This window comes from Pedobacter sp. KH_004, assembly GCF_057840755.1.
The window spans coordinates 521,889-533,528 of record NZ_CM174519.1 but is presented as its reverse complement, the minus strand read 5'-3'; the positions used below and the strand labels follow the sequence as shown (position 1 = coordinate 533,528).

The 11,640-nt window shown below is 38.0% G+C and carries 13 protein-coding genes; 8 read left to right on the top strand and 5 right to left on the bottom strand.

Annotated elements, in window-relative coordinates; genetic code table 11:
* Window positions 1-43 precede the first annotated feature (43 nt).
* The 4 genes from AC3ITD_RS02450 to AC3ITD_RS02435 all read left to right on the top strand — a co-directional run bounded on the left by AC3ITD_RS02450 (window position 44) and on the right by AC3ITD_RS02435 (window position 2,351).
* Window positions 44-1,072 (top strand): hypothetical protein, encoded by a 1,029-nt coding sequence (locus tag AC3ITD_RS02450; RefSeq protein ID WP_489363677.1) that lies wholly within the window; start codon window positions 44-46, stop codon window positions 1,070-1,072.
* 159 nt (window positions 1,073-1,231) lie between these two features.
* Window positions 1,232-1,546, top strand: coding sequence for a DUF6620 family protein (locus AC3ITD_RS02445; RefSeq protein ID WP_265797931.1), 315 nt, complete (start codon window positions 1,232-1,234; stop codon window positions 1,544-1,546).
* On the top strand, window positions 1,431-1,796 hold the full coding sequence (locus AC3ITD_RS02440) for a DUF6620 family protein (protein ID WP_489363675.1): 366 nt from the start codon (window positions 1,431-1,433) through the stop codon (window positions 1,794-1,796). The genes AC3ITD_RS02445 and AC3ITD_RS02440 overlap by 116 nt, the downstream gene beginning before the upstream one ends.
* A gap of 192 nt (window positions 1,797-1,988) precedes the next feature.
* Window positions 1,989-2,351, top strand: coding sequence for a DUF2200 domain-containing protein (locus tag AC3ITD_RS02435; protein ID WP_489363673.1), 363 nt, complete (start codon window positions 1,989-1,991; stop codon window positions 2,349-2,351).
* Between the two features lie 23 nt (window positions 2,352-2,374).
* Here AC3ITD_RS02435 and AC3ITD_RS02430 read toward each other — a convergent pair whose 3' ends face one another.
* From AC3ITD_RS02430 to AC3ITD_RS02410, 5 genes are all read right to left on the bottom strand, one after another.
* Window positions 2,375-3,406 (bottom strand): quinone-dependent dihydroorotate dehydrogenase, encoded by a 1,032-nt coding sequence (locus AC3ITD_RS02430; RefSeq protein ID WP_265797934.1) that lies wholly within the window; start codon window positions 3,404-3,406, stop codon window positions 2,375-2,377.
* A 179-nt stretch (window positions 3,407-3,585) separates the two neighbouring features.
* Entirely contained in the window at window positions 3,586-4,236 is a 651-nt protein-coding gene (locus tag AC3ITD_RS02425; RefSeq protein ID WP_489363671.1) for an NAD(P)-dependent oxidoreductase, read from the bottom strand.
* 126 nt (window positions 4,237-4,362) lie between these two features.
* Complete coding sequence (locus AC3ITD_RS02420) at window positions 4,363-4,773, bottom strand: Rrf2 family transcriptional regulator (protein WP_265797936.1); 411 nt, start codon at window positions 4,771-4,773, stop codon at window positions 4,363-4,365.
* Between the two features lie 129 nt (window positions 4,774-4,902).
* Window positions 4,903-5,067: a hypothetical protein gene (locus tag AC3ITD_RS02415; protein WP_489363668.1), complete on the bottom strand. Its 165-nt coding sequence runs from the start codon at window positions 5,065-5,067 to the stop codon at window positions 4,903-4,905.
* Window positions 5,068-5,084: 17 nt separating this feature from the next.
* Complete coding sequence (locus AC3ITD_RS02410) at window positions 5,085-5,486, bottom strand: NUDIX domain-containing protein (RefSeq protein ID WP_489363666.1); 402 nt, start codon at window positions 5,484-5,486, stop codon at window positions 5,085-5,087.
* Between the two features lie 238 nt (window positions 5,487-5,724).
* Here AC3ITD_RS02410 and AC3ITD_RS02405 point away from each other — a divergent pair, with 238 nt between their 5' ends.
* The 4 genes from AC3ITD_RS02405 (at window position 5,725) to AC3ITD_RS02390 (ending at window position 11,608) form a co-directional block, all read left to right on the top strand.
* Window positions 5,725-7,632, top strand: coding sequence for an ABC-F family ATP-binding cassette domain-containing protein (locus AC3ITD_RS02405; protein WP_489366622.1), 1,908 nt, complete (start codon window positions 5,725-5,727; stop codon window positions 7,630-7,632).
* A 237-nt stretch (window positions 7,633-7,869) separates the two neighbouring features.
* Window positions 7,870-9,147, top strand: a complete 1,278-nt coding sequence (locus tag AC3ITD_RS02400) for a type IX secretion system plug protein (protein WP_489363664.1) — start codon at window positions 7,870-7,872, stop codon at window positions 9,145-9,147.
* Between the two features lie 140 nt (window positions 9,148-9,287).
* Complete coding sequence (locus tag AC3ITD_RS02395; protein WP_489363662.1) at window positions 9,288-10,253, top strand: formylglycine-generating enzyme family protein; 966 nt, start codon at window positions 9,288-9,290, stop codon at window positions 10,251-10,253.
* Window positions 10,254-10,288: 35 nt separating this feature from the next.
* Window positions 10,289-11,608 (top strand): Gfo/Idh/MocA family oxidoreductase, encoded by a 1,320-nt coding sequence (locus AC3ITD_RS02390; RefSeq protein WP_463487829.1) that lies wholly within the window; start codon window positions 10,289-10,291, stop codon window positions 11,606-11,608.
* Window positions 11,609-11,640: the final 32 nt, after the last annotated feature.

Below are 11,640 nucleotides of genomic sequence, written 5' to 3'. Positions count from 1 at the left end.
TATCTTATGTAATGTTAAATTGAATTAAAAAAATCCCTTTAAAATGAGTGCAATAAAACCATTATTACTGCTTTGTTTTACTTTCTTATTGATAAGTTGTAGTTCGCAGGAAAAGGAAAGCTACTGGAAAGTGAGTGACATTTACAGAGAAAATAAAGAACCATTTAGGGGGCTTAACGGCGACCTGATGCAAGAGGTAGTAGATTATAATTTCCACTTTATAAAGCGAAATGATAGCCTGTTTTTTGAACTTCCCGAAAAATTCACAATCGAAACAAAAAAACTCAAAAATTTCCGTCAGCTCCAAATTCCGAATAAGGACTATTATGAGATCTATGCAAACGAGTTTGATGGCGATGCTTTTAAAATCAAATTTAAAGATAATGCCACACTGTCGGGCTCGAAAAATACGATTCTAGAATTTAAGAAGATTAGTAAGGAAGAATACCTTAAAAGTATGAATGATGCAGTTCTTCGTCAAAAAGAAATGCAAAAAAAGGTTGAAAATTTGAAGCTTGAGCTAGGCAAAAACCCTCAAATTGTTCTCAACCCGATCACTAAACTGCCGCAAAAAACAGATACCTTAATAAATAATCAGGGAAGGGAAATTCTCATTAAAATCCCGAAAGAAATTGAGATTAAAGAATCAGGAGACTTAAAAAATCAGGTTTTTGGGAACATCAAAATTGGAACTTTAATAGATCGCTCTATTATTTATGATCTTCACCATAAAGAAAATGATTTCGGATTAAAGCAACTTACCATCTGGATGTCGACAGATACAACAGCTTTTAATATCGATAGCTTTTTGGCAAGCCAGCCCAATATCTTAACTTATAAACGTGACAAAAATAGTGTTATCGGTTACGAAATTGTATTTGATGAAAGTAGCAATCAAGCAGTTGTGCAGTCTTTGTTCTGTTTAAAATACTATCAGATAGAAAATACACATATTTTCATTTATGGCGATGCATATCGATCTCGAATGGAAAATGTGGACAATAAAATGGAGATGAATAAGATTTTGAATTTTAATTATTTACTCTCTGAAAATATTTCCATTGCTCAATAACATTTTAAACCCACTATTATAGCCTAAAGTTTAATTTATCAAACCAAAACCTATAAATGATGAATTCGCAAACTATAAAAATTATCGAGGCCATTACTTCCATCATCGCGGCAGCTTATTAAGAGATCATAATAACCAAACCAACTAAACTTTATCGCCATGAGCAATCCATTATTAGAACCTATTCACGGGGTAAGCATACAAGATTATGCGGCAATTTCAGCAAAAATGGCTTCTGCAATTGATGTGAAAGACATTTGCAAACTACTAGGTATCGAACCTGCAGTTTTTGAAGAAGCTTCGGCAATTTGGATTACTAGGATGCAGGAAGACCATACATTTGAAGTTACCATGGAATTTGGAAAATATTTCGGAGGCCGATCAGCATCCAAAACTTGGGGGTTTACAGGCATCGCTTACAGAGGAAGGTGCAATAAACCTGGAAAAAATGAAGACAGACCGCTATTTTTATGAAGAATTAAATGGTGCCAGGCAAGCCGCTTATGAATATGGTGTTGACGGGGCACTATGGATCGAAGAAAAATTTGGGATTAACCTGGGCGACTTCCAGGCCGTAGCGATGCAATGGATGCCTATCACGAATGATGAGCCTTTTGAAACTTTAGACTTGTTCAATAAATATCGAGAAGAAAAGCAAAAGGAATATGCGGAAATTTTTGCAGCAGAACAAGGGGGTAATCTGGCGGATGATGTGGAATTTTAAACCAAGCCGCATAATTACTTAGCTGTTTTATGCATGCTTGAAATTCGAACACGGATACGAATAGCTTTTTATGATGGTATCGATCTTATTCTTCGATACCATCATTAAGTGTTATGATTCGACTTTTGAAAACTAAAAGCGATATATTTTTTTCGTTTTTTCTTATTTTTATCCTTCGGAAAAACTGGAAAAATGAAAGAAAATGCATCTCATAACGAAAAAATTGCCAGGCTAACTTTTGCAGGGGTATATCCACACTATGTAACCAAAGTTGAAAGCAAAGGCAGAACAGAACAAGAACTAAAACAAGTGATAGAATGGTTAACTGGATTTGATGAGCACAAACAGCAGGAGCTTGTCGATCAAAAAGTGACATTCGAAACTTTTTTCGAGCAGGCTAAACTAAATATTAATGCTGAAAAAATTACAGGTGTAATTTGCGGCTATCGCATTGAGGAGATCGAAAACCCGTTGACTAGGCAAGTAAGATATTTAGACAAGCTAGTTGACGAACTGGCTAAAGGCAAAAAGATGGAGAAAATATTAAGAGTATAATTCTCATGGATCTTTCCATAATCTTATTTAACCAAACTTTTGCAAATTGATTTGATTAGTCCGGGACCTTCGTAAATAAAACCGGTGTAAAGCTGAATCAAACAGGCACCAGCGTCCAATTTATCCTGAGCATCTTGTGGGGAATGGATTCCGCCAACCCCAATAATCGGAAAAGCTTTATTCGATTTTTCTGAAAGATAGCGAATCACTTCCGTAGAACGCTCTTTAACCGGTTTACCACTTAGGCCGCCCATTTCTGCGGCTAAAGTTTTTTCGGTGGCCAAATTTTCACGGCTAATAGTTGTATTGGTAGCGATAATGCCTGCTATTTTTGTTTCTGCTACAATTTCAATAATATCATCGAGTTGCGCATCTGTTAAATCAGGTGCAATTTTTAGTAAAATTGGTCGAGAGATATCGTTTTTTTTATTTCGCTGCTGCAGTGTATTCAAGATATTTTTCAGCGGTTCTTTTTCTTGAAGTTCTCGCAAACCTGGAGTATTTGGCGAGCTTACATTGACTACAAAATAATCTACCACATCAAATAGTCGGTCAAAACATTTAATGTAATCACTTACGGCATCTTCATTCGGCGTTGCTTTGTTTTTACCGATGTTTCCACCCACAACTATATCCGGATGTTTGTCTTTAAGCAATCGCAAACGCTCTGCCATTACATCAACGCCCTTATTATTGAAACCCATTCTATTGATTAAGGCTTCATCATTTGGCAAACGAAACATGCGTGGCTTATCGTTCCCTGGCTGTGGCATTGGCGTTACTGTACCTACTTCGATAAAACCAAAGCCTAGGTTGCTTAACGCCTCCACATACTCACCGTTTTTATCAAAACCTGCAGCTAAACCTACCGGATTTCTAAATTTTATACCGAAAACCTCCTTCTCCAAACCTCTTATATGAACATCGAAACTGCTGCGAATAATGGTTTTACCCAAAGGAAACTTATCATTAAACCACTTTAATCGCTTAACAACGAAATAATGAACATTTTCGGGGTCAAACTTGAAGAAAATTGGTTTAATAAGGCGATACATGCCACGAAGATAAATAAAATATGGAAAATGGAAGGTAATGGAAGATGGAAAATGTTAGACGCCTAATATAAATGGATTGCAACTTAAGTGGCGATTTGTATCCTGTTCGCAAATCGTCATTTAAAATAGATCATTATATTTTACATCAAGTTCCCGCCTTCCATTAATAATTTATTTCCTTAGTACGCGGCAGTAAATTGCTCCTGGTGATGTGCATCATTCTCCAATTCATCTGCCAAAACGATACTTAAATCTTCAACAGATAAAATTGAGCGACCTTCTTCATTAAAAACCGGTGAGGTTTTACCTAAACGATATTTTCCGGTTTTACCGATTGTAATACCTGGATGCATTTCAATAGCGGGACTAAAAAACACCCAATCCAATTCTTTCTCTTGTTTTAAAGTATTGAAATAATCTCTTACAGCAGATGCTCCAGGATAAATTTCCTTTGGAAAATCGGGACCATCAACCAACTGGGTTCCGTCAATTTGCAAAGTTCCGGCACCGCCAATAAAAATGTAACGTTTTACTCCCGATGCTTTTACTGCTTTCAGGATTGCCTCTGCACCAGCCAAAGTATCATCGTAAAGATTTGGATTAGTCCAACCCGCGTTAAATGCGCTTATTACCGCATCTGCTCCCGTTAAAACCTCTGCAAGTTGATCGGTATCCAAAACATCTACCGCAACTTTACTTACTTTTTCGTCAGCGTTTTCAATTTTGGTGGCGTCACGGGCTATGGCAACTACTTCATTTCCACGGCTAATTAATTCATTTAAAAGGGCTTTGCCTACAAATCCTGAGGCGCCTATTAGTGCTACTTTCATGTTATTTTATTTTAATTGGTGAATATTGAATCTTTGAATGAGTGAATTTTGAATGAGTGAATGAATGAATAAGATTGGAAGATCATAACTGAAACTTATTTTATTACAGTTTTGGATAAAAAATTTTTATTTAAATTTTAATGCAAAATCAGCCAGTGTCTGCGTTGATAAATTTTCGATTAACGCGTTTTCTGCATCGCTGTAGAGTGTATTTAAGTGTTGATTAATTTGTTTCCCTATTGGGCATTTAGGATTTGGCTCGTTTTTACTTTGCCCCAGAATATTATTGCTTTTAACTGCTTGATAAACTTCACCAAGATTAATTTCAGAAGCGCTTTTTGCCAAAAATGAACCTCCGCCTTTCCCCTCTTTGCTATCAACAAAACCATGCTTACGTAAATTAATGATCTCCTTTCGTACCAGTACCGGATTAATGTTAATACTTCCAGCCAGGTATTCTGAGCTCACTACTGCACCTTTCGCATCATCGAGCAAGGTTAAAATGTGTAATGAAATCGGAAACCGGCTATTATTCATTCTGTAATTATTTTTATTACAGTACAAATGTACGGAGATTTATTTAACATCAAAATATATCGGGAGTTATTTTTTTAGAAAAGTATATGAGACCCCGATAAGTTAGAATGAAGCAGATAGCCGAGGCAATTAGCCCATCAAATCATTTATTTTTGCATACTGCAATAACATAATGGTTTTGCCATCTTTAATCTCACCGGTTGCAATCATTTCCAGGGCGTTTGAAAAAGGCAGTTCCAGAACCTCGATGTTCTCTTGTTCTTCGTGATGGCCACCACCGTCGTTTACTTTCATCTCTTTTGAATATTCTGCTACGAAAAAATAAAGAATTCGGTAACAGAACCAGGCGACATATAAGCTTCAAAAACCTTTTTAACCTCGCTAATTTTGTAACCTGTTTCTTCTTCGGTTTCGCGTTTGATGGCCGTTTCAGGATTATCTTTATCCAGCAAACCAGCGCAGGTTTCAATTAACATTCCGCTCTCATTGCCATTGATGTAGGTTGGCAACCGAAATTGACGGGTTAAAATAACCGTTTGATTTTCTTTATTGTACAGTAAAATTGTAGCACCATTTCCCCGATCATAAGCTTCGCGTTCCTGCGTTTCAATTACACCACCATTGGTTTTATACTCAAATTTGATTTTGTTTAAAGTATACCAATTATCTGATAGGATTTCCTTGCTGATAATTTTAACGTTTTCGTTGCTCATGGCTGTTTGGTTTTAAACCAAATGTATTATTATTTTATTGGGGATGACTAATGAAATAGATTCTTGCCTGTTCATCATCATTTAACTTTGACGACCGATTTTCTCGATTTCGCCTAAAAAACAGAAATTATAGTTTCTTTGCTTTCCTAAATCTGAAAAAACTGGCTATATCAAGCTAACTTCCTATTTGATTTTAGAAATAAAACAAGCCTTTAAAATTCGTACTTTTGCAGCCGAAATGATTTCAATAAATAATTTAACATTCCTAATTGGCTCAAGAGCCTTATACGACGAGGCGAACTGGCACATTAAACCCGGTGATAGAGCTGGTTTAATTGGCGCCAACGGTACAGGAAAATCAACACTTTTAAAAATAATTGTTGGCGAGTATGCACCTAGTTCGGGTACGGTTTCTATGTCAAAAGACTTAAAAATCGGCTATTTAAACCAGGATTTGCTTTCTTACGATTCGCACCATAGTATTTTGCATGTGGCCATGGAAGCTTTTGAGCGACAAAACCAGCTACACGATGAGATTGAAGAGCTACTGAAAAAAATTGAAACTGATTATAGTGAAGAAGTTTTATATAAGCTAAGCGATAAGCAGCAGGAATTTGAAGCTTTGGATGGCTACAACATTGAATATAGAGCAAATGAAATTTTGGCAGGTTTGGGTTTTAGTACCGCAGACCAACACCGTCCACTAAATACCTTCTCTGGAGGGTGGCGTATGCGTGTGATGCTGGCTAAAATCTTATTGCAAGACCCTGATATTTTACTTTTGGATGAGCCGACCAACCACATGGATTTACCTTCCATTAAATGGTTGGAAACCTACTTGGCGAGTTTTGAAGGGGCAATTGTAATTGTTTCACACGATAGGTATTTCCTTGATAAAATTGTAAACCGTACGGTCGAATCTCGCAAAGGAAAATTAAACGTTTATGCTGGAAATTACAGTTTCTATGTGGAAGAAAAAGCACTACGTGGGGAAATTCAAAAAGGTGAGTTTAAAAATCAGCAGGCAAAAATTAAGCAGGAAGAGCGTTTAATCGAACGTTTTAAGGCAAAAGCATCGAAAGCTAAAATGGCGCAATCGCGGATGAAAGCTTTAGATAAAATGGAACGCATTGATGACGTTGATGACGATAATCCGACGGTAAACTTCAGTTTTAAATTTACCAAACCATCAGGCCGACATGTAGTTCGTATCGAACACGCCACCAAACATTACCCTAATGTTCACATCCTTCAAGATGCTGAAGCAGTAATTGAGAAGGGTGATAAAATTGCCCTGATTGGTGCGAATGGTAAAGGAAAATCGACCTTATTGAGGATGATTGCCGGAACCGAGAAATTTGAAGGTTTCTGCGAAACCGGTCATAATGTAACCACTACCTTTTTTGCCCAGCACCAGTTGGAGTCGCTTCATCTTGACAATGCCATTCTGGAGGAATTACAAGCTTTCGCACCGAAACATACAGATACGGAGTTACGTAGTATTTTAGGCTGTTTCTTATTTACAGGAGATGATGTTTTCAAAAAGATTAAGGTGTTATCGGGAGGTGAAAAATCTCGTGTGGCTTTAGCAAAATCGTTAACAACAGATTCGAACTTTTTAATTCTCGATGAGCCTACCAACCACTTAGATATTCAATCTGTTAACATCTTGATTCAGGCTTTACAACAATTTGAAGGCACATTTATAGCCGTTTCTCACGATAGGTATTTCCTGGATAATGTTGCAAATAAAATCTGGTTTATTGAAAATGAACAGATTAAGCAATACCCTGGTACCTATGCCGAATATGAAGAGTGGAACAGCAAACGTGAAATTCCGGTATCGAAACCTATTCCGGTAAAAATGCCTGAAAAGAAGAAAGAAGAGCCAAAAGCTGTTACACCAAATACGGCCAGTCAATTGAAAAAATTGAATGATGGATTGAAAAAGGTTGAAGAATCCATTGCAGAACTGGAAGCAGCAGTAAAAAATATTGAAGCAGAATTGGCTGATGAAAATGTTTACAGCAAAGCTGATAAATTGGCCGAAGCCAACAAACGTTATTTAGCTGCCAAACAGGATTTAGATAGCAACCAAACGAAATGGGAAAATTTAGCTGCCGAAATTATGGAGCTGGAAAGCTAGTTTTTGCCGCAGATTCGCAGATTAAAAAATTAGGCCACAGAAAAAATTCTGTGGCTTTTTTATTGTCATTTCTTTCCGCGGAGACACGGCAAACGAGAGCAAAATCCGTAATGAAACTTATGCAAAATAATTAGTTTAGAGATACGATTCAATCATATACATGATGCTTTTTAACGCAATTAAAAAATATCCGTGGTTATCCTTTTCATCTGTGGTTAATACTATTTACTTTTAACCATGCAAAAACTAATCGTAATACTTTTATTTTTCATCCCCACCCTAAGCTTTTCACAAACCGATAAAAACTTCGTTTACGAGAATAAAATATACCTCCCTAATATTAAAACGGTTCTTTGTTATAACAGCACCCGTGAGCAAAGTTTACCTGTTATCCAATTAAATTCTTCGGAGACCATCACCTTTTCGTTCGATGATTTGCTGGCTGGAACTAAAAATTATTGGTATTCTATAGAGCATTGTACTTCAGACTGGCAGCCATCAAGAATATCAACAATAGATTATCTAGGCGGCTTTAATGACGATAGAATCATTTACTACCGTTACTCATCGAACACCACCAGGAAGTATACCCACTATGAATTAAATTTCCCTAATACACAGATACAGCTAAAAATTGGTGGAAATTATATATTAAAGGTTTACCTCGATGGCGATAAAAATCAGCCGGCAATATCGCAGCGTTTTTATATTGTAGATAATCAGGTGGCCGTGGCAGCAGAGGTTACCAAATCTATGCAGGTGGCAGATCGGAATACAAAGCAAAAGATCAATTTTACCATCAATCACAGCATGCCTATTCCTAATCCTTATCAGGATTTGAAGGCGATTGTGATGCAGAATTTCAACTCCAATACCGCACAAATAAATACCCGTCCCTCGTTTATCCGCCCTAATCAACTTGTATTTAATGATTTGACCACCAACGATTTTTGGGGTGATAATGAATTCAGAAAATTTGACACCAGAAGTTTACGATACAAAGCCGATAATGTGAAAGATATTTATCGCGATAGTGAATCGGTAAACGTCATGCTTTTTCAGGATGCGCCGAGAAATACCGGTGCTTTTGCCAACCAATATGATGAGAATGGCAATTTCTTCATCAAGAATACTGATGGAAGAGACGACAAAACTGAAGCCGAATATATGGGCGTACTTTTCACATTGAATGCTCCTGCCCCATCAGCCAATGGCGATGCCTATGTAATTGGTCGTTTTAATAACTATACTTTAAGTAAAGAAAACAAAATGATTTATGATGCAGGGCGGAAACAGTTTTATGCCAATATTATGCTGAAGCAAGGGATATATGATTTCGAGTATGCCTGGTACAATAACGAAACCAAGACTCTGGAAAGTCAGCCTTTTGAAGGCTCCTTTTTCGAAACAGAAAACACCTATCAGGTTTTTGTGTATTATCGTCGCCCTGGTGCGAGATGGGAAACCTTAGTTGGTTTTGCCAATATCAGTAATAAAGTAGTTGATAGGCGCTAGTGCGAAGAACTGCGATTAATTGTCAACTATACCTTTATTGTTACATTAAATTTCGTCAGTTTAATATTGGTTAATTACTTTAGTAATCAGATTATTGAGTAACCGTAAATGCCTTTCAGCAGGCATTTCTAACCAAAATTATGTTTAAAACAATTTTCGCATTTGCATTAATTTCAATTAGTTGCCTGCAAATCTATGCTCAGGAAACTCAAAAATCGTATACCCAGAATATTGACGGCACCAGGTTGAGCTTTGACATGGAGCCAATTCCTGCAGGTACATTTTATATGGGAAGCAAAACTGGAAAACCAGATGAACAACCCGTTCACCAGGTAAAGTTAGCTGCTTTCTGGATGGGCAAGTACGAAGTAACCTGGAATGTTTTCGAACCTTTTTTGTATCGTGATTTCGAAAAGCAAGCCAGTACAGCTGCTGTTCCAGCAGAGGTTGATGCGGTTACACGGCCCACAAAGCCTTATCTGGATATGACTTTTGGTATGGGAAAAGACAACCAGCCAGCAGTGGGCATGACCCAATATAACGCTATCCAGTTTTGTAAATGGCTGTATGTACGAACAGGTATTTTTTATCGCTTGCCTACCGAAGCAGAATGGGAATATGCTTGTAAAGCTGGATCTAACACAGCCTATTCATTCGGTAATGAGGCCGCAACATTAAATGATTATGCCTGGTTTGCCGATAATAGCGATAATAAAACACATCAGGTAGGGCAAAAGAAACCAAATGCCTGGGGTCTGTTTGATATGCATGGCAATGTGAGCGAATGGACCTATGATCAATATGTTGCTGATTTCTATAAGCTCGGTGAAGGTAAAATAGCTGAAAACCCTGTCGCTAAGCCCGAAAAGCTATATCCACATGTTGTTCGTGGCGGCTCTTACGATGAAGCAGCTGAAAATCTTCGATCAACAGTCAGGTTGGCTTCCGACCCATCCTGGAAACAGCTTGATCCACAAATTCCGAAAAGCAATTGGTGGTTTCCTGAAGCCCCTTTTGTTGGCATGCGCCTGGTCCGCCCGGTTAAAGCCCCAAGTAAAGCAGAAATAGAAGCTTACTATAATAAACAACCTATAAAAGATTTATAAACCGAACTGATAAAACCACAAACCCAAAATCAGGAATGAAAAACGAACCAAACACAAACGATAGAAGAGATTTTTTAAAATCATCTGCCTTGCTTGCAGGTGGCGCTATGTTAAGCAGCATTCCGCTTGCCGGAGCCTATGCTTCGGGAAGCGATACCATTAAAATTGCCTTAATAGGCTGTGGAGATAGAGGTACGGGTGCAGCATTTCAAGCACTAGGCACTAAATTCAACATCAAACTCGTAGCCATGGCAGATGCGTTTCAAGATCGTTTGGATAGCAGTTACCAATCTTTAAACACCAAATTTGCCGACAAAATGGACGTGCCTAAAGAACGTCAGTTTGTTGGTTTTGATGCTTATTTGAAAGCAATTCCTTTGGCAGATGTAGTATTGCTCGTAACGCCTCCTGGTTTCAGACCAATCCATTTTGAAGAAGCCATTAAGCAAGGAAAACACGTTTTTATGGAGAAACCTGTTGCAGTTGATTCACCGGGAATTCGGAAAGTTTTAGCCGCAGCCGAAATTGCCAAAAGCAAAAAGCTCAACGTTGTTGTCGGGTTGCAACGCCGTTATCAAGCCAACTATCGCGAAGCGATGAAACGCGTTCAAGAGGGCGCCATTGGCGATATCGTTTCTGGTCAGGTATTTTGGAATAGTGGTGGTGTTTGGGTGAATCCGCGTAAGGCAAATCAAACTGAAATGGAGTACCAGATGCGAAACTGGTATTATTTTAACTGGCTATGTGGCGATCATATTGTGGAGCAGCACGTCCATAATATCGATATTGCAAATTGGATAAAAGGTACACATCCCGTTTCAGTGCAGGGTACGGGAAGCAGGGCCTGGAGAACTGGAAAAGATTATGGAGAAATTTATGATAATCACGCTGTGGAATTAACCTATGCAGATGGATCGGTGGTTTATAGCCAATGCAAACATTTCGAAGGCGTTCCTAACCGGGTGGACGAAACTTTCCAGGGTACAAAAGGAAAGATCTATTTATCGGCTGGAAACCAGGCGAAGTTGTGGGATTGGAAAGGAAATGTAATCTATAATCACAATACAAAAGGAAATGCAAATCCATATCAAACCGAACATGATGAGCTTTTCGATGCCATCTCAAAAGGGGAGTATAAATTTGACAACGCCGAATATGGCGCTCATAGCACTTTAACCGGCATAATTGGCCGATATGCAACTTATTCTGGGCAAACCATTAAATGGGATGAAGCCTTAGCTGCCGACAATAGTTTAATGCCCGAACGTTTTGCCTGGGACGCAAACCCTAAGTTGATGCCTGATGCGAATGGGTTATATCCAATTGCTATGCCCGGAAAAACCAAGGTATTATAGCTGAAATAATGTACCGATATCTGTTTCTCTGC

Excerpts from the sequence above, each read along its gene's own strand:
- AC3ITD_RS02450 (WP_489363677.1), top strand. The coding sequence starts at position 44 with ATGAGTGCAATAAAACCATTATTACTGCTTTGTTTTACTTTCTTATTG.
- AC3ITD_RS02445 (WP_265797931.1), top strand. The coding sequence starts at position 1,232 with ATGAGCAATCCATTATTAGAACCTATTCACGGGGTAAGCATACAAGAT.
- AC3ITD_RS02435 (WP_489363673.1), top strand. The coding sequence starts at position 1,989 with ATGAAAGAAAATGCATCTCATAACGAAAAAATTGCCAGGCTAACTTTT.
- AC3ITD_RS02430 (WP_265797934.1), bottom strand. The coding sequence starts at position 3,406 with ATGTATCGCCTTATTAAACCAATTTTCTTCAAGTTTGACCCCGAAAAT.
- AC3ITD_RS02425 (WP_489363671.1), bottom strand. The coding sequence starts at position 4,236 with ATGAAAGTAGCACTAATAGGCGCCTCAGGATTTGTAGGCAAAGCCCTT.
- AC3ITD_RS02420 (WP_265797936.1), bottom strand. The coding sequence starts at position 4,773 with ATGAATAATAGCCGGTTTCCGATTTCATTACACATTTTAACCTTGCTC.
- AC3ITD_RS02415 (WP_489363668.1), bottom strand. The coding sequence starts at position 5,067 with ATGAAAGTAAACGACGGTGGTGGCCATCACGAAGAACAAGAGAACATC.
- AC3ITD_RS02410 (WP_489363666.1), bottom strand. The coding sequence starts at position 5,486 with ATGAGCAACGAAAACGTTAAAATTATCAGCAAGGAAATCCTATCAGAT.
- AC3ITD_RS02405 (WP_489366622.1), top strand. The coding sequence starts at position 5,725 with ATGATTTCAATAAATAATTTAACATTCCTAATTGGCTCAAGAGCCTTA.
- AC3ITD_RS02400 (WP_489363664.1), top strand. The coding sequence starts at position 7,870 with ATGCAAAAACTAATCGTAATACTTTTATTTTTCATCCCCACCCTAAGC.
- AC3ITD_RS02395 (WP_489363662.1), top strand. The coding sequence starts at position 9,288 with ATGTTTAAAACAATTTTCGCATTTGCATTAATTTCAATTAGTTGCCTG.
- AC3ITD_RS02390 (WP_463487829.1), top strand. The coding sequence starts at position 10,289 with ATGAAAAACGAACCAAACACAAACGATAGAAGAGATTTTTTAAAATCA.